Genomic DNA, 19,618 nt, shown 5'->3' with positions numbered 1-19,618 from the left:
GCCGAAATCTTCGAGGAGAGATACGACCGTGCTCGTGCTGTTGCCGCCGTCCGAGGGGAAGGCCACCGGGGGTACCGGTGCCGCGCTGGAGATCGGGGGGCTGTCCCTGCCGGGTCTGCGCGAGGCCCGCGAGAGGGTGCTCGGCGAGCTGGTGGAGCTGTGCTCCGGCGACGAGGACAAGGCGGCGGAGGTGCTGGGCCTCAGCCAGGGCCTGCGCGGGGAGATCGCCAAGAACGCGGCCCTGCGCACCGCCCCCACCCGCCCGGCGGCCGAGGTCTACACGGGTGTCCTGTACGACGCGCTGGACCTGGCCACGCTGCCGGCCGCCGCCCGGCGCGCGGCCGAGCGCTCCCTGCTGGTGTTCTCGGGCCTGTGGGGCGCGGTGCGCATCGGCGACGCCATCCCTTCCTACCGCTGCTCGATGGGCGTGAAGCTGCCCGGCCTCGGCGCCCTGGGCGCCTTCTGGCGCGGGCCGATGGCCGAGGTGCTGCCGCAGGCGGCGGGCTCGGGCCTGGTCCTCGACCTGCGCTCGGCGGCGTACGCCACCGCCTGGAAGCCCAAGGGCGAGCTCGCGGGCCGTACGGCCACGGTGCGCGTCCTGCACGCCAAGGTCGTCGCAGGCGTCGAGAAGCGGTCGGTGGTCAGCCACTTCAACAAGGCGACCAAGGGCCGCATCGTCCGTGACCTGCTCACCTCCGGTTCGGCTCCCGCCTCCCCGGCCGAACTCGCCGAGGCGCTGCGGGAGCTGGGGTACGTGGTCGAGCAGGGCGCGAAGCCCGGCGCGCTGGACGTCGTGGTGACCGAGCTGTAGTCCGCATCCCACCACTCCTGGGGGTGGCGGGCGGGTGACCGGCTGACAGAAGGTGAACGACGGTGACCGCCGTCCCGCTAACCTGCTGCCTGCCATGAACGATTTCGTTGATGAAGCACGCTCGCGAGTCGCACACCTGCTCAGGATGGCCAACACCGACGACGACCGGATCAGGGCGCAGATCATCGAGTACGCCGACAGCACGCCCGAGCCGCCGGTGATAAGCAGGGGCGCGGGCATCGTCACCACCGGGTGCGCCCGCTGCCGGCGCACGGCCTGGCGGCAGCACGACTGCGAGGGGCCCATGTGGGTGTGCGGAACGTGCGGGCACGTGGAGCCGATCACCCTGCGGTGCCCGCAGTGCGACCTCGACATGACGCCGCCGCGCGTGGGCGCGCCCGACCGGTGGGAGTGCCCGGGCTGCGAGCGGGTGGCGTCGACGGTTCCGTAGGAAACGGTGAGCCGCCGTCCGCTCACACCCGCAGGTGCGAGGTGTCGTTGAGCAGGCGCAGCGACGCGTTGCCGTCGGCGTAGTAGGCCACCGCCGACAGGGAGGCCGCCGACAGTTCCATACGGAAGGCCGATTCCGGCGGGGCGCCCAGGGCCAGCCGTACGAGCGTCTTGACCGGGGTCACGTGTGTCACCAGCAGCACCGTGCGCCCCGCGTACCGGGCGATGAGCCGGTCCCGGGTGACGGCCACCCGGCGGGCGACCGCCGCGAAGCTCTCGCCGCCGCCGGTGGGGGCGGCCTTGGCCGAGGCGAGCCAAGCGTCGAGGTCCTCGGGGAAGCGTTCGCGGACCTCGCCGAACGTCAGGCCCTCCCAGGCGCCGAAGTCGGCCTCGCGCAGACCGTCCTCGACGCGTACGTCCAGGCCCAGCCGGCCGGCGACGGCCTCGGCCGTCTCGCGGCAGCGCCGCAGCGGGGAGGTGACGATCGCCTGGATGGTGCCGCGTGCGGCGAGCGCGGCCGCGGCCGCCTCGGCCTGACGGCGGCCGGCGGGCGAGAGGGCGGGGTCGCTGCCGCCGGAGCCGGAGAAGCGTTTCTCGGGCGTCAGGGCCGTCTCGCCGTGCCGCAGCAGCACGAAGGTGGTGGGCGCGCCGAGGTCGGCCGGTGCCGCCCAGCCGACGGGTGCGGCCTGGGGCTCGGCCAGGGGCTCGGCCAGGGGCTCGGCGACGGGCACCTCGACGGCGTGGGTGGCCGTGGTGCCGGCCGCGGCGGAGGCCGCGACCGCGAGCCCGGCCGACGAGCGGCCCGGCTCCCACTGCCGGCCGGCCTTGCCGGCGTCCATGGCCTCGTTGGCGAGCCGGTCGGCGTGCTTGTTCTCCTCGCGGGGGATCCACTGGTAGGAGACGCTGCCGGGCGGCAGGATGCGCTGGGCCCGGGCGGCGAGCGGCTTCATGTCCGGGTGCTTGATCTTCCAGCGGCCCGACATCTGCTCGACGACGAGCTTGGAGTCCATCCGGACCTGGACGCTCGCCTGCGCGTCGAGGGCCCGGGCGGCCTCCAGCCCGGCGATCAGGCCCTTGTACTCGGCGACGTTGTTGGTGGCCCGCCCGATGTACTCGGCGGCCTCCGCCAGCGTCTGCCCGGTGTCCGCGTCGCGGACGACCGCGCCGTAGCCGGCGGGGCCGGGGTTGCCGCGGGAGCCGCCGTCGGCCTCGACGATGAAGCGGTGGGGCATCGTGTTCGCTTTCGCTCCAGCCTTCGCTACGGCTCTGCCCGGGCCTACAGCCCCGACTCGGGCGTACGGACGAGGATGCGGCGGCAGTTCTCGCAGCGCACGACGGCGTCGGGGGCGGCGGTGCGGACCTCGTTGAGCTCGGTGATGTTGAGCTCCAGGCGGCAGCCCTCGCAGCGGCGCTGGTACAGGCGGGCGGCACCGACGCCGCCGGACTGCGTGCGCAGCTTGTCGTACAGCTTGATCAGGTCCGCCGGGATGGAGCCGGCGACGACCTCGCGCTCCTTGGTGACGGTGGCGATCTCGGCGTCGATCTGCGCGGTGGCGGCGTCCCGGCGGGCGGTGGCGTCGTTGACCTTGGCCTGGACGGACTCCACGCGGCCGGTCAGCTCGCGGACCCGCTCCTGGGCGGCCTCGCGGCGCTCCATGACCTCGAGGACGACGTCCTCCAGGTCGCCCTGGCGCTTGGCGAGGGAGGCCACCTCGTGCTGGAGGTTCTCCAGGTCCTTCGGGGACAGGCCGGCGCCGGAGTCCAGGCGCTGCTGGTCGCGGGCGGCGCGCTGGCGGACCTGGTCGACGTCCTGCTCGGCCTTGGTCTGCTCGCGGGCGCAGTCGCTCTCCTCGGTCTGCGCGGCGACGAGCAGGTCGCGGTGCTGGGTCAGGTCGCCCTCGAGGGTCTGGATCTCGGCGTGCTCGGGCAGGCTCCTGCGCTTGTGGGCGAGCTGGGTGAGGCGGACGTCCAGGGCCTGGAGGTCGAGGAGGCGGATCTGGTCGGCGGGCGCGGCGTTCAGTTGGGGGCTCCTGAGGGTTACTGGTGATGGGCGGACGACGCCGCGTGGGCGGTCCAGGGGTCGGTGACCGTGCGGCTGACGTGGGTGCGCAGGCCCCAGCCGTACCGGTCGGAGATCTCGTCGAGCTGGGCCGCGGCCTGCTCGGTCCAGGGCCACTCGGTGGCCCAGTGCGCGGCGTCGACCAACGCCAGCGGGCTGTGCTGCTGGGCCTCGGAGGCCGGGTGGTGGCGCAGGTCGGCGGTGACGAAGGCGTCGACGCCCGCGGCGCGGACCTCCGCGAAGAGGGAGTCGCCGGAGCCTCCGCACACGGCGACCGTACGGATGAGGCGGTCCGGGTCGCCGGCGGCGCGGACGCCCTGCGCGGTGGCGGGCAGTCGCTTGGCGACGCGCTCGGCGAACTCCGCCAGCCGCACCGGCGGGTCGAGCTCGCAGATCCGGCCCAGGCCCCGGCGGCCGGCCGGATCGCTCGCGTCGGGCACGAGGGGGCCGGTCACGCGCAGATCGAGGGCGCCGGCCAGGGCGTCGGAGACGCCGGGATCGGCGCTGTCGGCGTTGGTGTGCGCGACGTGCAGCGCGATGTCGTTCTTGATCAGGGTGTGCACGACGCGGCCCTTGAAGGTGCCGGCCGAGACCGTCGTCGTCCCCCGCAGGTACAGCGGGTGGTGGGCCACGATCAGGTCGGCGCCGAGCTCCACGGCCTCGTCGACGATCTCCTGCACGGGGTCGACGGCGAACAGGACCCGGGTGACCGGTGCGTCGGGGTCGCCGCAGACCGTGCCGACGGCGTCCCACTGCTCGGCCCGCTCCGGCGGCCAGAGGGCTTCGAGGGCGGCGATCACTTCAGACAGTACGGGCACGGGGAAAGGCTACCTGGCCGCGTGCCCCGGGCGGCCTCCTCGGTGGCCGTCCGGCAAGCACACCCACCCCCTGTGTCTCGGGAAAACGGAAAACTCACCACCCGTACGCGTGAAGCCGCGGGGGTCGCAGGGTTCGGAGGGACGCCCGATAACTACGTTCTGTGCCGGAGGTGACGTTTCTCATGACGGTCTGTGCTCCCCTTGGCACCCCGGCCCCCTCTGGCCCGCAGAGTCCTCCGGGCCCCTCGGCCCCGCCCGGCCCCGCGCGGAGTGCGCCGCCGGTGGACATGAGACGCCCCGCATTCACCGTCACGGCGGACGGCTCGTACGCGGCGTGGCTGGCCCTCGGTCGCGGTACGGACGGCTGGTTCCCCGAGCGCTGGACGCTGGACGGGCCCGAGCCGTACGCCGTGTCGCTGCCCGGCAGCCAGCCCGAGGAGGCCGACAGCCAGGTGCTGCCGCTGACCGACGGCCGGGTGCTCATCCGGCGCCGGGTCGCCGAGCGGTACGCGCTGTCCCTGCTCTACCCCACCGGCCACGGCACCGGCGAGGTCCCCCTCGGGGCCATCGAATGCCGTCACCTCTGCCTGCTGCCCCCCGCGCCCGACGGCGCCCGCGCCTACGCGCTCGTCCTCGCCGAACGGCACACCACGCTGTGGCGCGTGCACGGCGGCGGCAACGGGCCCGAACTGCTCGCCACCATCCCCGGCCGGTGCGAGGGCGGCGCCTGGCTCGACCGCGCCGGGCGGCTGCTGGCCCTCGACCGTGAGCTGGAGGGCATCACCAAGACCGTCGTCGTCGACCTCGGCCGGGGCGGCGAGACCAGCCCCCTGCTGCAGATCACCGACACCAGCAACGACCGGCTGCTGCTCGCCGAGCCCGACAGCGGCCTGCTCCTCGTACGCTCCGACGCGCCCGGCACCGACCGGCTCGGCTGGGGCGTGCTCGGCTCCTCCCGCCCCGTCCGCTTCCCCGAGTGCCTGCTGCCCACGGGCACCGCGCTCACCCCCTTCGCCGCCCAGCCCGGACAGGCCCTCGCCCCCGAACAGTGCTCGGTCGCCTTCCGCGTGGACCGTGAGGGCTCCGGCAGCTGGGTGGGCGTGTGGAGCGCGGCCACCAAGCGGCTGCGGCAGTTCCCCGGGCCGGTCGGCTGGCTCACGGGCGCCGGCCTGTGGACGACCGGCGGCGAACTCAAACTGCCCTTCGTCACCCCCGCCGTGCCCTGCGGCCTCGCCCGGCTGCGGCTGCCCCCGCCGGACGAACCCGGCGGCGACCTGGCCGAACCCCTGTGCCTCGAACCGGACGACGAGGACGACGACGAGCCGTCCACGGGCCCCGCCGCCCTTGCCCCCGTGCCCGCCCCGCGCCCCGTACCGCTGCAGCAGGCACCGTGCGCACGGGCGTCCGGCTAGTGGGACCGGGCGGGCACCGGGTGGCTTGGTGATCAAGGTCCCGTTAGACTTGCCGGCCGGGTGGCCGGACGCAACAACCGTGCAATGGCCGCCGGATCGAGACCCTTTCCCGACCCGACGGAGTGACGTACCGCCATGTCCGACGCCGCCGCGGCCCGCACCGGGACGACGCACGAGACGGAAGCACACGCCCCCCGGGCGACCGCCCTCACCGGCACGGGCCGCCACCGTGGCCCGGTGGCGGCGGAGGACGCCGCCGCCCAGGCCCCGGCGATGCCCCACGGCAAACACCGCCGCGCCCCGGGCGCGCAGGCATAGGGCTGAGCAGGACCTTCCCCTCCCGGCGGGCCCGAGAAGCACGTGCCGCCGTCACCCGTCCGGCCCAGCTGGACAGGGCGCCGGGTCCCTCCCCGGCGCACCGTGAGAGCGAGCGCGGGGGACGCCTCACCGGGTAGGAGGTCCGATGGAATACGCCGCTCCTACTGCCGGACTCATCATCGCCGCAGTGCTGTTCATCTTCGGCGTCCTCAGCGTGAACGACCTGGCGGCACGCGACTTCAAGGTCACCGTCTCGGGCAAGGTGGGACCCGTTCAAAGAGGGGTGCTGGTCACCGCGGCAGTCATCTTCTTCGTGGTGTCCGTGGTGTGGTTCTCCCTGCTGGCGAGCAGACCCTCCGGCGACAGCAACCCTCCCCCTGCGCCGAACCAGTCCCAGTCCGCGCCGGCAGGGGAGATGACGCTGAACCTGTCCACTGTCCTGCCCGAGGGCGGAGACGTGGTGCAACAGACGGACGAGATCACCGTCGACGGCGGGCACAAGACCCTTTCCGTCAACACCGACAACCCGTCGACGAATGACGCCATCACGTTCTCGGGCGACCCCGGAGAGACGGACTACAAGGTCGAGATCTCCCTGGTCCTCAAGGACGGCACCAGTCAAAAAATCTCGGGGACCGGGACCATCTTCGTGGACAACGGCCTCTCGTACGTGGTGGACACCCAGGGCGATCCACCCCAGGCCGTACTGAGGAAGGCCTAGCCGCACTCACCCACCCCGCCCCAGCACCTGCGCTGCCCCGAATCGGGTCACAGAACCCGGCGTACAGGCCGACTCGTCCGCCATCCGCCCCTCTGGCCTTGCGGAAACGCAGGGCTGAGGGGCTTTTTCGCGCTGTGGGTAGTTACGTGGGGAGTGTCGACGACCGCGCACGACGCGCGAGGAGTGCCGCCACTGACTAGCGTGGAAACGAGGCGAAGAAAACGCGCTGAAGGGAGGCGACGGTGTCCTTCCTCGTGTCAGTGCTTGCCGCGTCCATGGCCTTCGTGGCGCCGCTCGGTGCCGGCGGGGGCGGGGTGAGCATCGAGGCGGTGTTCGCCGGACCGGGGGCCGGGAAGCAGGCGGTCACCTTCGACCAGAGGGATGTGCCCGCGGGGGCGCGGGTCGGGGTCGTGGAGCGGACAGGGCCGGACGGGACCACTGTCGAGCTGACGGTGCACGGGCTGCAGGCGCACCGGACGTTCGGGGCGCACGTGCACCAGAAGACGTGCGGTACCGTCCCCGAGGCCTCCGGGCCGCACTACCAGGACGTCAAGGATCCCCGGCAGCCCTCCACCGATCCCGCGTACGCCAATGCGCGCAACGAGGTGTGGCTGGACTTCACCACCGACGGGCAGGGCGACGGGTCCTCCGTCGCGCACGTGGCGTGGCGCTTCCGCGCCGGTCAGGCGATGTCCGTCGTGGTCCACGCGCACGGCACCGCGGACGCGCCGGGGCAGGCCGGGACCGCGGGGCCCCGGCTCGCCTGTGTCAACGTGCCCTTCGAGTAAGGGATTCGCGTGGGGGAGTCGACTACTTCTCGAACGGGCTCGGCACCGGGAAGTAGCCCTCCAGGAAGGGGGCTATCAGGGCGTTCGTGCGCGCCATGTCCTTCTCCGTGGAGACCGTGTCGTTGATGCAGAACGCGTCCATGTCCCGGTGCGCCAGCAGGCGGTTGAGCCTGCGGGACGTGTTCGGGTGGGCCAGGTCCATGTAGACGTAGCGCAGGTCGGACGGTATGGCCTTGGCCCGGTGGTAGGCGTAGTAGTGGTGCAGGGAGGAGGCGACCGAGAGGTCGGCCGGGCTGCGGAAGCGGGCTGCGGCGGTGGCGGCGTGGGCGTCGGCGTAGCGTTCCTCGATCTCGTCGAGGACGGTGCGGCTGAGCGCGTGCGGCACGTGGCGCATCTTTTGGGTGAAGGTGGCGCCGAAGCCGTCTTCTATCAGGGCCCGGTTGTTCTTGGCCGCCGCGGCGACCGGCGGGTCGGCCGGGTTGTGGGCGCCGAGGGGCACGAGGGCGGGCGAGGGGAAGAACTTGGTCAGCCCGTTGGAGAGGAAGAAGTCCTGCGGGGTGAGGGGGCTGCCGAGGAAGACGTCGTCGTTGAAGTACAGGAAGTGCTCGGAGAGTCCCTCGATGTGGTGCAGCTGGGTCTCGATGGCGTGCGAGTTGAACGTCGGCAGCACGGCCGGGTCCGAGAAGATCTCCCGGTGGCTGACCACCCGGATGCCGGGGTGGTCGGTGTTCAGCCACTGCGGCGTCTGGTCGTCGGTGACCAGGTAGATCGTGCGCACCCAGGGCGCGTACTGGTGGATGGAGCGCAGGGAGTACTTGAGCTCGTCGCGGCTGATGTAGCGCGCGTCGTTCGCGGCCTCCTCGTGGCGCTCCTCGCCCGTGCCGTCGGCCTCGCGCTGGGCGCGGGCGCGTCGGGCGGCCCACTCGGGGTCGTTGCCGTCCACCCAGGTGTAGACGACGTCGATGGGGAAGGTGATGTCCTGGGGGAGCCGGAGGGTGAGCTCGGGGCGGGTGCGCACGCGGCGTCCGCGCCGGGCGGTGGCCGGTCCCTCGGCGGCGTGGCCCAGCGGGCCGGTGAACAGCTCCAGGGGCGCCTCGACGGTCCCGCCGTCGGCGTCGATCTCCTCCACGACGCCGTTGCGGCGCGGGGCGGTGAGCACGGGACGGCCGTACGGGCCGTCCTCGCGCGTCCAGAACTGGATGTCGCAGCCGTGCTCCGGGCCGAGGACGAGCGAGCCGTCGGCGGTGGTGCGCAGCCACGTCAGCCGCAGGACGGCGTTCTTCTCCAGCTGCCGCCAGGTGCCCGCCACGAAGCCGGGCAGGGCCTGGCCGGGAGCGCCCGTACGGTCCACTGCCGCGACGTAGCCGGGGGTGCGGGCGCACAGGCGGGCCAGCTGCTGCAGGGTGCGCCGGCGGTCGGCGGCGGCCACGGCGACGGCCGGGGCGGTGCCCTGGCTCGCCCAGCGGACGCAGAAGTGGTCGATGCCGGCGTCCTCCAGCGCACTGGTCACCAGCGACAGGGCCTCGGCGCGGGCGCCGTGCGGCGTAGGTGCGGGGTCGACCAGGGCTATGTGGGCCTTGCCGTCCACGAGTACCGCGCGCGGCAGGTGCGACTCCAGGTGCCCGGCGTAGCGGCGCTGCAGCCGGCGGCCGCGTATGCGCTGGTGACGCTGCTGGAGGTCGAGGGAGTCGGCCATGTGCTGCATGAGGGCGCCGCGGGTCTCGACGGAGACCCGCTGGGCTATCGCCCGCCGTGCGCTCTCCGGCAGCAGCCGGCGGTAGGCCTTGACGAGGCCGGACTTCTCGGGGTTGGCCTGGCGGGGCACGGACGGCACGGCCGCCGGGGCGGGGGCGGGGCCGGCGGCGTCCTCGCCGGTCACCGGCTTCGCCGACTGGTCGAGTGCCAAGATCCTTCAACCCCTCGGTCGCACAGCCCGGTCGCGCGGCCCGCCTGGGGGCCTTGCGGCCCGCCTCGCGGCGGCGGCCACCTCGCGGCCCCGGAAACACAGAGAAACAAGTAACTACCAGAGCGTTTTGCGCGGAGGCAATCCGCCGCCGGGCCGTCCCCCGGCCGTGTGCCGGGGCGCGGGCGGGCGTGCAACGCGCTCCCTTCAAGGGATCCACCGCTTTTCGGGCCGTACGGTTCCGCACCGGCCGTGTGGGGAATTTCACCTGGTGGCAACGCCCCCGCAAGCGTGGGGTGGCAGGGCGAAAGCCGCTGCCGACCGGGCGGGCCACCGCGGCCCGCCCCTTACCCTGAATGAGTGCTCGTTCAGATCATGACCCCCGCGGCTCACGCACCGGCGGGCGGCCACGGGGAGCTCCCGTGACCGCCCCCCGCCACGCCCTGCGCGTGATCAAGAAGTCCGCCCGCATCGCGCTGCGCCGCAGCCCGGCCTGGAAGGTCGGGCAGCAGGTGCGCCGCCGTGTGGGCACCGGGATCGCGAACGGCCGCGACACCTACGTCGACTCCGTGCTGATGCCGGCCGCGCACGGTTCGGCGGCCCGCGTCCAGTACGCGGCCGTGCTCGACGGTCACACCCTGAACCTGCAGGCCGTGCTCCCCGCCGGCACCCCCGAGGCCGCACCGGCCCATCTGGTGCTGGTCAACGGCGCCACGGCGGTGCGCACCGAGGCCCGCCTGGAGCGCACCACGGCCGGCGAGCTCACGGCGACCGCCACCGTCCTGCTGGGCGCCGAGGCCGGCGGCCTGCCGGTCACCGTCGGCCGCTGGCACCTGGCCCTGGAGGTGGAGCGTCCCGGCGCGACCGTACGGCTGCGCCTGCTCGGCGACGGCGCCCCGGCGTACGGCGGCCCCACCCGGCCGCTGGCGGTCTGCCCGGTCACCGGCCGCCGGCACCGCCTGGGCATCACCCCGGCCGGCCAGCTGCGGCTGACCGTCGCGGCCGCCGAGCCGCGCGCCGAGGTGCTGCGCATCGAGCGTTCCTTCAGCGGCGTGGACGTGCTCTTCGCCCTGTACGGCGCCGACGCCGGCGGCACCCGTCCCGTCGTCGAGCTGGCCGAGCAGGACCGGCGCGGCGTGGTCCGCTACACGGCCGAGCCGCTGCCCGGCGACGACAGCGCCTGGCGGCTGACCGTGCCGCTGGCCCGGGTGCTCGACACCTCCCGCGCCCAGACCTGGAGCCTGCGCCTGCCCCGCGCCGCGCGCGGGGCCCGGCCGCTGGAGCTGGGCCGGCGCGGCCACGACCTGCGTGCCCCGCGCCAGGTGCTCACCCCGCCCAAGTTCACCGTACGGGCCGCGGACGGCACGTTCGTCCAGGTCAAGCCCCAGTACACCCGCCGCGGCGCGCTTCGGCTCGTCTGCACACCGCGCACCCCCAGCACCCGCTGAGGACACCGCCACCGGACCGCCGCACACACGAAGGCCGCACGTGAAAATCACCTTTCTGCTGACCTCCGCCGACACCATGGGCGGTACCGAACGCGCCACGATGACCCTCGCCGAGCTGCTCGCCGAGCAGCACCAGGTGGAGATCCTCAGCGTCTTCCGCACCCAGGACGAGGCGTTCTTCGACAGCGGCGCCGTGCGCGTGCGCAACCTGATCGACACCCGCGGCGGGCAGCAGCGCCCGGTGCGGTCCGAGGCGGACGGCGGCCCGGAGCTGGCCGCCGCCCACCGGCGCCTGGCGAGCGCCCCCAGCGAGCTGGTCCGCCCCGAGTGGGAGGCCGCCTTCAACCGCCTGGCCGACCTCGAGCTCGCCGAGGCGCTGCAGGACATCGACGCGGACGTGCTGATCTCCTCCACGCCCGCCCTGCTCGCCTACATGGCCCAGCTCGCCCCCCGCCACGTGCTCACCGTGCACATGGACCACCGGGTCTCCGAGCTGCGCGGCGTCACCGGCGAGCCGCTGCGGATGTACACCTCCCACATCGACGCCCTCGTCTCGCTCACCGGCCGCACCCGCGACTGGTTCGCCGAGACCCTCGGCGCCTGCGCCCCGCGCCTGGCCGCGATCGGCAACGCCCTGCCCGACGGCTTCCGCCCGCGCTCCACCCTGGAGACCCGCACCGTCGTCCTCGGCGCCCGCCTGGCCGCCGAGAAGCAGGTCGAGCACGCCATACGGTCCTTCGCCGCCGTGGCCGCCGACCGCCCCCGCTGGACGCTGCGCGTCCTGGGCGACGGCCCGCGCATGCGCGCCCTGAAGAACCTCGCCAACCACCTCGGCGTCGCCGACCAGGTGCAGCTGGTCGGCAGCACCGGCAACATGGCCGAGGAGTGGGCCAAGGCGTCCATCGCCATGCTCACCTCCCGCGTCGAGGCCTTCGGCCTCGTGCTCGTCGAGGCCCAGGCCGCCGGCGTGCCCGTCGTCGCCTACGACTGCCCCAACGGCCCCGGCGAGATCCTCACCGACGGCGAGAACGGCCTGCTCGCCCCGCTGGGCGAGGAGGGCGAGCTGGCCGACGCCCTCGCCCGCCTGATGGACGACGACGAGCTGCGCCGCGCCATGGGCGCCGCCGCCCTGGAGAACGCCGGCCGCTTCAGCCACGACCAGGTCGCCAAGGAGTGGAACGACCTGCTCGACGAGCTCGCCGCGCACCGCTCCGGCGGCCGGCGCGACGCCGAGCGGGCCCGCCGCCGCATGCTGCAGGCCGCGGCCGACACCGCCGGCGGCATCGCCGGCGCCGCCGTGCCGCGCGGCATCGACCGCTCCTTCTCCGACGTCGCCCACAAGGCCCACGAGGTGCGCATCGAGGCGGCCCGCCCCGACGTCAAGCGCGCCGGCGGCCAGATCTGCCTCGTGCGCGAGAACACCACGCCCTTCGAGGTCATGCAGGACAACCTCGACCTGGCCGTGGACGCCCTCGACGCCCAGGGCATTGCCTACGCCGTCACGCCCACCACCCAGCTGCGGCACACCATCGCCGTCGACGGCGCCTCCCGCGACGCCTTCGTCGACGAGCTCGCCCGCCGCTACAAGGACGAGCCGGTCTACGTCGCCCTGCTCAACGCCCGCGGCTCCGTGCTGCGTACCGTCCTCGCCGGCTACCTGACGCCCTCCGTCGTCCCGGCGACCTGCGTGGGCATGCGCGTCTTCCGCCCCGTCATCACCGGCGGCGGCCAGCTGCGCGTCAGCGGCGTCTACGGCTGCACCGTCGCCTTCTGGCAGGACACCGAGGACGACGAGACCACCGTCACCTTCCCCTCCGGCACCCGCTACGGCGCCACCCTGCCGCGCACCGAGCTGACCAAGCCCGCCACCACCCGTGTCGGCGAGCGCGAGTACAGCACGCTGGAGGCGTTCGCCAAGACCTTCGTCGACGAGGTCGACTTCCCCGTCGACGTCGTCTACACCTGGGTCGACGGCACCGACCCCGCGTGGCTGGCCCGCAAGGAGAAGACGCAGGCCGAGCACGGCATCCTGGCCGCCGCCTCCGCCGGCGCCTCCGCCCGCTTCCGCAGCCGCGACGAGCTGCGCTACTCGCTGCGCTCGCTCGACATGCACGCCCCCTGGGTGCGCACCATCTACCTGCTGACCGACGACCAGACCCCCGACTGGCTGGACACCGACCACCCGCGCGTGAAGGTCGTCAGTCACCGCGAGGTCTTCGGCGACACCGGCCGCCTGCCGTCGTTCAACTCGCACGCCATCGAGAGCCGCATCCACCGCATCGAGGGCATCGCCGAGCACATCCTGTACTTCAACGACGACGTCTTCCTCGGCCGTCCGATGCAGCCGGAGTCCTTCTTCCACGGCTCGGGCGCGGCCAAGTGCTTCATGTCGCCCACCGCCGTGCCGGCCGGCGACCCCTCGCTCGACAGCGACCTTGTCTTCGCCGCGGCGAAGAACAACAGGGCCTTCATCGAGCGGGAGTTCGGCAAGACCGTCACCAACACCTTCCTGCACACCCCGCACCCGCTGCGCCGCAGCGTGCTGGAGGAGCTGGAGGAGCGGTTCCCGGAGGAGATCGGCACCACGGCCTCCGCCCAGTTCCGCAGCCGCAGCGACCTGGCGATCGCCTCCTCGCTGCACCACTGGTACGCGCTGTTCACCGGGCGCGCGCTGCCGGGCAGCATCAGCTCGGCCTTCGTCAACGTCGGCCTGCGCGAGCACCACGTCCGCCTGCACCGCATCCTCGCGACGCGCGCGAACGACGTGTTCTGCATCAACGACTACCACGACGGGGACGTGCCGGAGGACGAGCAGGCGGATGCCCTCGCGGTCTTCCTCGAGGGCTACTTCCCCGTCGCCTCCCAGTTCGAGAAGGGCTCCGAGCGCAACCGCCGCCTCGTCCACGGGGGCGAGTGACCGGCATGACAGATCCCAGCCGCGGGTCCGCCACCCGCCTCGCCTCCCGTTTCGCCCCCCGCAGACGGACGGTGCTCGCCGCGATGCTCGCCCTCGCCGCAGCGGGCTGCACCTCGAAGACGCAGGAGCAGCCCAAGCCCGTCACCGTCACGCCCCGGGCCCAGGTGCCCGTCGGCGACGACGGCGCCTCGGGTGCCACCAGCATGCAGATCGTCGCCCACCCGGACGACGACCTGTACTTCATGAACCCCGACGTACGGCAGTCCATCGACGCCAACGACAAGGTCGTCAGCGTCTACGTCACCAGCGGTGAGGCCGACGGCCGCAACAAGGTGCCCGGCCGCAAGGAACGGCTCAAGCCGGACTTCGCCGGCTACGCCGGCGCCCGCCAGCAGGGCCTGCGGCAGGCGTACGCCCTCATGGCCGCCGGCGACCCGCACGCCGAGTGGAAGCGCGGCGTGCTGCCCCTGCCCGGGGGCCTGCAGGCCGAGACCGACACCCTCGTCAGCCACCCCGGCGTCGTCCTGGTCTTCCTCGGCATCGCCCAGCACACCGCGGACGACAAGCCCGGCGGCGGCAAGGACGTACGCCTGCCGGCCCTGTGGGCCGACCCCAAGGCCGTCAGCAAGACCCGCGTCGCCGCCGGCTCCACCGTCCAGGAGTCCCACCCGATCGACCGCGCCGGCGTCATCGACGTCCTCGCCGCCGTCCTCGACCACTTCCGGCCCACCCTGGTGCGCACCATGGACCTGGACCCGGACATGCAGGTCCACGACGGCCGCAACCGCCTGCACCACGACCAGGCCGGCTACTCCGACCACCCCGACCACACCGCGGCCGCCCTCTTCACGTACGCCGCCCTCCAGCGCTACCGCGGACCGGGCAAGGGCGCGCACTACACCGTCACCGCCTACCGCGGCTACTACAACGAGCGGTGGCCGCAGAATCTGCCCGACGCCGCCGTCCGCCGCAAGATCGCCGTGCTCAACGCCTACGGCGGCGCCCCCGGCTCCTGCGACTTCCCCGCCGGCTGCGGCGACTACGACGTCGGCCAGAACCGCGCGTACGGCACCGGCTGGGCCCAGCGCACCAGCTACCGCTACCCGGGCAACGCCACCTGGGTGCTGCCCGACGCCGACGGCCGCCTCACCGCCTTCGGCGTCCTCGACCAGCAGGCCGCTCTGTGGCACGAGAGCTCCGCCGGCAGCGGCAAGTGGCAGGGCCCCAAGCTCCTCGGCGGCGGCCCCCTGCTGCCCGGCCTGACGGCGACCCTCACCCGTGACGGGCGCTGGCAGGTCTTCGCCGAGCGCATCTCCGGCCTCGGCTCCGGCCCCGACGACAACAGCCGCGAGCTCGTCGTCGCCGAACAGGACCGCAAGAACGGCGACTTCGGCCCCTGGACCTCCCTCGGCAACCCCGAGGACCGGGCCGCGCGCGGCCGCCGCGTCGGCGGCCCCGTCGTCGCCCGCAACGCCGACGGCTCGGCCCAGCTCTTCGCCCGCAACTGGGCCAAGGGCGTCGCCACCCGCCACCAGCAGCCCGACGGCACCTGGACCCCCTGGACCCAGCTCGACGGCGGCGCCGAGGTCCAGGAGGGCCTGGCCGCCGTCACCGACACCAAGGGCCGCATCCACGTCTTCGGCTCCGGCCACGAGACCGTCCACCACTGGGTCCAGCGGCAGCCGGGCGGCACCTTCGAGCACCTGCCCACCAAGCTCCCCCTGCCCGCCGACCCGCCGGCCGCACTGGCCCGCCCCGACGGCTCCCTCCTGCTGGTCATCCGCGAACCGAAGACCGCAACCCTGCTCGCCTACCGGCTCCCCGCCGGCGCCACCGAGTGGGAACGCCTCCAACTGGGCCTGGCCGCCCGCGGCTTCGGCCCCGCCACCCTCCTGCCCGCGGGCGAGCACACCCTCATCGCCGCCCGCAACGACAACGGCTCCACCAGCCTCGCCCTGTGGCGCACCGGCAAGACCCCCCGCTGGACCACCCAGCCCGGCCTGGTCGTCGGCACGGCCGCCCTGGGCACGGCCAAGGGCAAGAAGCACACGGTGGCCTGGCTCGGCACGGACGGCAAACTGCACGCGGCGGGCGTGAAGTAGGGCGCGCTGCGCTGTTGATGCGAACGGGTCCGGCCCCTCACCTCGATGCGAGGTGAGGGGCCGGATTTCTGCTTCTGCGGGCCGGTCAGGAACCGGGCCAGAACACGCGGGCGTCGGCGAGGGCACCCTTGCCGTCACCGGCGTACCAGCGCAGGCTGCCACGGCCCCAGCGGGCGAAGAGGTCGCCGTTGCGGTCGCCGTTGAAGTCACCGCCGAGGACGACCTGCATGGTGTCCCACGTCGCGTCGCGCCACATGTCACGGCCGTTGTCGAACGTGCCCTTGTCGTTGCCGGCGTACAGGGCGAGGCCGCCCGACGTCGACACCGCGGCGATGTCGTCACGGCCGTCGCCGTTGAAGTCACCGGTGGCGATCTGCTTCTTGGTCCAGGTCTTGTCGCGCCACATCTCGCGCCGCTGGCCGCTGAGCGTGCCGTCGGCGGCGGTGGAGTACGCCATCAGGGAGCCGTCGTCCCACTGCGCGATGAGACCGTCGCGCTGCCAGCCGTCCGCCTTGTAGCGGGCGACGAGCGGAATCCTGCCCCAGGAGGTGTCGGACCAGGCCTTCTTCCGGGGCGCGAGCTTGCCGCTGTCGGTGCCGACGTACAGCTGCAGGGTGCCGTCCGGGTCGACGGCCAGGATGTCGGCCTTGCCGTCGCCGTTGAAGTCACCGCCGATGATCTTCTTCTTGCCGTCCCACGTGTTGTCGTTCCACAGCGCACGGCCGTAGCCGAGCGTGCCGTCGGGGCCGGCGTAGAAGGCCTGGAGCGAACCGTCCTTCATGACGGCCGCGACGTCGCTGCGGCCGTCGCCGTTGAAGTCGGCGGTGGTGACGACGTTGGTGACCTGGTCGGACTTCCCGGTCAGCCGCAGCTGCTGGATCCAGCCGTTCACGTCGTCCACGCGGGCGGAGACGGCGCCGGTACGGGTCTCGTCGACGCCGAAGCAACCGCCCTGCCAGGCACCGCTGTTGACGGCGGCGATCTCGACGCGCCCGTCCTTCTCGCGGAAGGCGGGACCGCCGGTGTCGCCCTTGCACACACTGGCGCCCGTCGACTTGCCGGCGAGGTCGACGGTGGTGCCGGAGATGCCGCTGACGCCGAAGACGGCGGTGTGCAGCAGGTCCGGGACCCACTCGTCCTTGGTGCGCCCGTAGCCCGTGACGCGCAGCTCGTCGCCCGCCTTGGGCTCGTAGGCGGCGATGCCGGCCGGGGCGATGCCCGTGACGGCCTTGGCCAGACGCACCATGACCACATCGCGGTCACCGCGCGGGACGAGCTCGACCCCCTCGACCGTGGCGCCGCCGTCGCGGCCGAGGTCGGTACGACCGACGGTGACGACGGTCTTCAGCTTGGGGGCACCACCGGTGATGCGAAAGCCCTGCGAGGGATCGTCGGCGAAGCAGCTGGCGGCGGTGAGCACCCACTGCTCGTCGACGAGCGCACCACTGCAACTGCGCTTGCCCTCACCGAGATCGATCCGCGCACTGAACGCGTACTGCCCGTCCTTCGCCTCGTCGCCGACGACGGCGAAGGCGGGGGTGGCGGCCCCGACCGTGGTGGCGACGAGGCCGGCGGCGGTGGCCACCCAGGCGACGCGCGAACGCTTGTCAAACATGAAGGGAAAGCTCCTGTGGTTCTGCAGAAGTCTGCGGAAAAGGGGCGGGCCGCCCCTTGGCGGAGGGGCGGCCCTGCGTACGGCAGGTGGATCAGCCGACGAGCTGGACCTCACCGTTCGGGGTACCGGTGCCGGTCACACCCGGGTAGTAGCTGAGGTTGCCGTCCTTCCAGCGGACGAGCAGGTCGCTCGGGCCGCCGGTGGCGGAGGTGAAGTTGCCCACCGTCATCTGAGCGATGCCGCTCCAGGCGGACTTCACGGGACGGACCTCGGTGCGACCGTGGTAGCCGGCGGTGTCGACACCGGGGAAGACCTGGTTCTGGCCGTCGTTCCACTGGACCATCAGGTCACCGGTCTTCTTGCCGGCGAACTCGCCCGCGGCGATCTGCTGCGCGTTGTTCCAGCCGGCGTCGGCCTTGGTGAGCTGCGTCTCCTTGCCCACGCCGTTGACGCCGGTGTCGGAGTACATCGAGGTGGAGCCGTTCTCCCACAGGACGAGCAGGTCGTCGCGCAGGGCGTTACCCGTGAAACGGCCGGCCGTGATCGCCTTGGCGTGCGTCCACCAGGAACCGTTCTCGGCGAGGGTCTTCTCGTCGTGGAAGCCCTTGAGGTCGACGTGGGTGTACGTCGACAGCTTGCCGCTGGCCCAGCGGACGGTGATGCCGTCGCTGCCGTCCTCGGCCACGCGGGTGCCGGTGATGGTCTCGGCGCCCTTCCAGTAGCTGTCGGCTTTCGCGACCTTGTACTCGGCGGAGAAGGGAGTCTTCGGGTCGCTGTGGTCGGCACCCTGGAAGATGGAGGCCGAGCCGTCGGCCCACACCACGAACAGGTCCATGCGGCGCTTGCTGTTCGTCGCACCACCGTCGGTGAAGTGACCGGAGGCGAGCAGACGGGCGTTCTTCCAGCTGGAGCGGGACAGCAGCGTACGGGAGTAGGTCTGCTGGACCCAGTCGGCCACGTCGTCGACGCGCGTGCTGCCGACACCCTTGCGGGTCTCGGTCTCGTCGATGCCGAAGCAGCCGCCCTGCCCGGAGGCGTTGTTGACGGCGGCCAGCTCGAAGGTGCCGTCCTTCTCCCGGAAGGCGGGGCTGCCGGAGTCGCCCTTGCACGTGGTCGCGTCGGCGGCCTTGCCGGTCAGCGAGAGCGAGGCACCGTCGATGCCACTGACACCGAAGGCGGCGGAGTGCAGCGCGACGGGCGCCCACTCGTCCTTGGTACGGCCGTAACCGGCGATGCGCAGCTCGTCGCCCTGCTTCGGCTCGTACTTCGCGAGCTCGACCGGCTTGACGCCGGCCACGGGGGCCTTGAGCTTGACCATGACCAGGTCGCGGTCGCCACGGGGAACGAGCTCGGTGGCCTCGACGACGGTGCCGTTGTCGTGCGTCAGATCGGTGCGGCCGACGGTCACCTTGGTCGCCACCTTCGGGGCGCCACCGGGGATGCGGAAGCCCTGCGCGGGGCTGTCGGCGAAGCAACTGGCGGCGGTGAGCACCCACTGGCTCTCCACCAGGGCGCCGGTGCAGCTGCGCAGCGGCCCGGTCCTGTCGTCGCCACCGATGTCGATCTTCGCGGTGAAGGCGTACTGCCCCTCCTTGGCCTCGTCACCGACGACGGCGAAGGCCGGGGTGGCGATGGCGACACCGGCGGCGACGGAGGTCGCGAGAACACCTGCTATCCACGCGGTGCGCGGACCCTTGCCAGACATGTGATTCCTTGTTGGTCGAGGAGAAGGACTACTTGGTGGCGAAGATTTCGAGGAGGCTGAAGTCGCGGCCCTGGGGGTCCTTCGCCTCGCCGACGCCGGTCCAGCGGTTCTTGTCGATGTCGTAGCCCTTGGACTCGTCGTTCGTCGACATGTTGACGTGGACCTGGTAGTCGTTGCCCTTGATGCCGTTCACCGCGGGCACGTTGAGGCTGAGGTAGCCGCTCTTGCCGGTGACCCGGAAGCAGAAGGTGTCCTTGTCGCGCGCGTTCACCTCGATGAGACCGGGTCGGCTGCCGCACTTGGCGAGCACGATGTGCCCGTCGCCGCGCAGAAGCCTGATGCCGAGCTCCTTCTCGATCTTGTCGGCCTGCGGGTACTCGAAGGTCTCCACGGTGGACGGCAGCGTGGTGTCCGTGCCCGCAGCGCTCGCCGCAGGAGCACCGGTCAGTACGGCGGTCCCCGCGACGGCGCTCGCGACGACGCCGGCGGCCAGCATCCGGGAAATCAGCTTCATGGTTCCTTGCCCTTGGTCATAACGGGATGGGAAAGAT

Annotated in this window: 16 protein-coding genes; 9 read left to right on the top strand and 7 right to left on the bottom strand. The window is 72.8% G+C overall.

The features are described from left to right. Positions 1-28: 28 nt before the first annotated feature. Both yaaA and AB0K17_RS16160 read left to right on the top strand, forming a co-directional pair. Positions 29-811, top strand: a complete 783-nt coding sequence (gene yaaA / locus AB0K17_RS16165; protein ID WP_365965472.1) for a peroxide stress protein YaaA — start codon at positions 29-31, stop codon at positions 809-811. A gap of 145 nt (positions 812-956) precedes the next feature. Beyond that, positions 957-1,262 carry a hypothetical protein gene (locus AB0K17_RS16160; protein WP_365965473.1) on the top strand — a complete coding sequence of 102 codons (306 nt, stop codon included), beginning with the start codon at positions 957-959 and terminating at the stop codon, positions 1,260-1,262. A gap of 22 nt (positions 1,263-1,284) precedes the next feature. On the opposite strand, the gene AB0K17_RS16155 is transcribed toward AB0K17_RS16160, so the two are convergent. From AB0K17_RS16155 to AB0K17_RS16145, 3 genes are read right to left on the bottom strand one after another with little or no spacing between them, the layout of a single operon-like run. After that, complete coding sequence (locus tag AB0K17_RS16155) at positions 1,285-2,493, bottom strand: bifunctional RNase H/acid phosphatase (RefSeq protein WP_365983286.1); 1,209 nt, start codon at positions 2,491-2,493, stop codon at positions 1,285-1,287. A 44-nt stretch (positions 2,494-2,537) separates the two neighbouring features. Then, positions 2,538-3,281, bottom strand: a complete 744-nt coding sequence (locus AB0K17_RS16150) for a C4-type zinc ribbon domain-containing protein (RefSeq protein ID WP_365983309.1) — start codon at positions 3,279-3,281, stop codon at positions 2,538-2,540. A gap of 17 nt (positions 3,282-3,298) precedes the next feature. Next, positions 3,299-4,138: a Nif3-like dinuclear metal center hexameric protein gene (locus tag AB0K17_RS16145; protein WP_365965475.1), complete on the bottom strand. Its 840-nt coding sequence runs from the start codon at positions 4,136-4,138 to the stop codon at positions 3,299-3,301. Positions 4,139-4,425: 287 nt separating this feature from the next. On the opposite strand from AB0K17_RS16145, the gene AB0K17_RS16140 reads away from it, so the two are divergent. The 4 genes from AB0K17_RS16140 to AB0K17_RS16125 all read left to right on the top strand — a co-directional run bounded on the left by AB0K17_RS16140 (position 4,426) and on the right by AB0K17_RS16125 (position 7,377). Beyond that, positions 4,426-5,550 (top strand): hypothetical protein, encoded by a 1,125-nt coding sequence (locus AB0K17_RS16140; RefSeq protein ID WP_365983285.1) that lies wholly within the window; start codon positions 4,426-4,428, stop codon positions 5,548-5,550. A 135-nt stretch (positions 5,551-5,685) separates the two neighbouring features. Then, positions 5,686-5,868 (top strand): hypothetical protein, encoded by a 183-nt coding sequence (locus AB0K17_RS16135; protein ID WP_365983284.1) that lies wholly within the window; start codon positions 5,686-5,688, stop codon positions 5,866-5,868. 145 nt (positions 5,869-6,013) lie between these two features. Continuing rightward, positions 6,014-6,589, top strand: a complete 576-nt coding sequence (locus tag AB0K17_RS16130; protein WP_365983283.1) for a hypothetical protein — start codon at positions 6,014-6,016, stop codon at positions 6,587-6,589. A gap of 254 nt (positions 6,590-6,843) precedes the next feature. Then, positions 6,844-7,377, top strand: coding sequence for a superoxide dismutase family protein (locus AB0K17_RS16125; RefSeq protein ID WP_365965479.1), 534 nt, complete (start codon positions 6,844-6,846; stop codon positions 7,375-7,377). A gap of 22 nt (positions 7,378-7,399) precedes the next feature. Here AB0K17_RS16125 and AB0K17_RS16120 read toward each other — a convergent pair whose 3' ends face one another. Then, positions 7,400-9,202: a stealth family protein gene (locus AB0K17_RS16120; RefSeq protein WP_365983308.1), complete on the bottom strand. Its 1,803-nt coding sequence runs from the start codon at positions 9,200-9,202 to the stop codon at positions 7,400-7,402. Positions 9,203-9,702: 500 nt separating this feature from the next. On the opposite strand from AB0K17_RS16120, the gene AB0K17_RS16115 reads away from it, so the two are divergent. The 3 genes from AB0K17_RS16115 to AB0K17_RS16105 are packed head-to-tail and all read left to right on the top strand — an operon-like array spanning position 9,703 to position 15,747. Next, a complete protein-coding gene (locus AB0K17_RS16115) occupies positions 9,703-10,728 on the top strand; it encodes a hypothetical protein (protein WP_365965481.1) in 1,026 nt (341 codons plus the stop codon). A gap of 40 nt (positions 10,729-10,768) precedes the next feature. Then, entirely contained in the window at positions 10,769-13,645 is a 2,877-nt protein-coding gene (locus AB0K17_RS16110) for a stealth conserved region 3 domain-containing protein (protein WP_365983282.1), read from the top strand. Positions 13,646-13,650: 5 nt separating this feature from the next. Beyond that, positions 13,651-15,747 (top strand): PIG-L family deacetylase, encoded by a 2,097-nt coding sequence (locus AB0K17_RS16105; protein WP_365965483.1) that lies wholly within the window; start codon positions 13,651-13,653, stop codon positions 15,745-15,747. An 85-nt stretch (positions 15,748-15,832) separates the two neighbouring features. On the opposite strand, the gene AB0K17_RS16100 is transcribed toward AB0K17_RS16105, so the two are convergent. From AB0K17_RS16100 to AB0K17_RS16090, 3 genes are all read right to left on the bottom strand, one after another. Further along, positions 15,833-17,362 carry a trypsin-like serine protease gene (locus AB0K17_RS16100; RefSeq protein WP_365965484.1) on the bottom strand — a complete coding sequence of 510 codons (1,530 nt, stop codon included), beginning with the start codon at positions 17,360-17,362 and terminating at the stop codon, positions 15,833-15,835. A gap of 91 nt (positions 17,363-17,453) precedes the next feature. Continuing rightward, complete coding sequence (locus tag AB0K17_RS16095) at positions 17,454-19,067, bottom strand: trypsin-like serine protease (RefSeq protein WP_365965485.1); 1,614 nt, start codon at positions 19,065-19,067, stop codon at positions 17,454-17,456. A gap of 28 nt (positions 19,068-19,095) precedes the next feature. Continuing rightward, positions 19,096-19,581, bottom strand: coding sequence for a hypothetical protein (locus tag AB0K17_RS16090; protein WP_365965486.1), 486 nt, complete (start codon positions 19,579-19,581; stop codon positions 19,096-19,098). Positions 19,582-19,618 lie beyond the last annotated feature (37 nt).

The sequence above is a fragment of the Streptomyces sp. NPDC049585 genome, assembly GCF_040675615.1.
GTDB classification, from domain to species: domain Bacteria; phylum Actinomycetota; class Actinomycetes; order Streptomycetales; family Streptomycetaceae; genus Streptomyces; species Streptomyces luteosporeus.
This window is presented reverse-complemented; position numbering and strand designations above follow the sequence as displayed.

Excerpts from the sequence above, each read along its gene's own strand:
- AB0K17_RS16090 (WP_365965486.1), bottom strand. The coding sequence starts at position 19,581 with ATGAAGCTGATTTCCCGGATGCTGGCCGCCGGCGTCGTCGCGAGCGCC.
- AB0K17_RS16105 (WP_365965483.1), top strand. The coding sequence starts at position 13,651 with ATGACAGATCCCAGCCGCGGGTCCGCCACCCGCCTCGCCTCCCGTTTC.
- AB0K17_RS16160 (WP_365965473.1), top strand. The coding sequence starts at position 957 with ATGGCCAACACCGACGACGACCGGATCAGGGCGCAGATCATCGAGTAC.
- AB0K17_RS16155 (WP_365983286.1), bottom strand. The coding sequence starts at position 2,493 with ATGCCCCACCGCTTCATCGTCGAGGCCGACGGCGGCTCCCGCGGCAAC.
- AB0K17_RS16140 (WP_365983285.1), top strand. The coding sequence starts at position 4,426 with ATGAGACGCCCCGCATTCACCGTCACGGCGGACGGCTCGTACGCGGCG.
- AB0K17_RS16130 (WP_365983283.1), top strand. The coding sequence starts at position 6,014 with ATGGAATACGCCGCTCCTACTGCCGGACTCATCATCGCCGCAGTGCTG.
- AB0K17_RS16100 (WP_365965484.1), bottom strand. The coding sequence starts at position 17,362 with ATGTTTGACAAGCGTTCGCGCGTCGCCTGGGTGGCCACCGCCGCCGGC.
- AB0K17_RS16135 (WP_365983284.1), top strand. The coding sequence starts at position 5,686 with ATGTCCGACGCCGCCGCGGCCCGCACCGGGACGACGCACGAGACGGAA.
- AB0K17_RS16095 (WP_365965485.1), bottom strand. The coding sequence starts at position 19,067 with ATGTCTGGCAAGGGTCCGCGCACCGCGTGGATAGCAGGTGTTCTCGCG.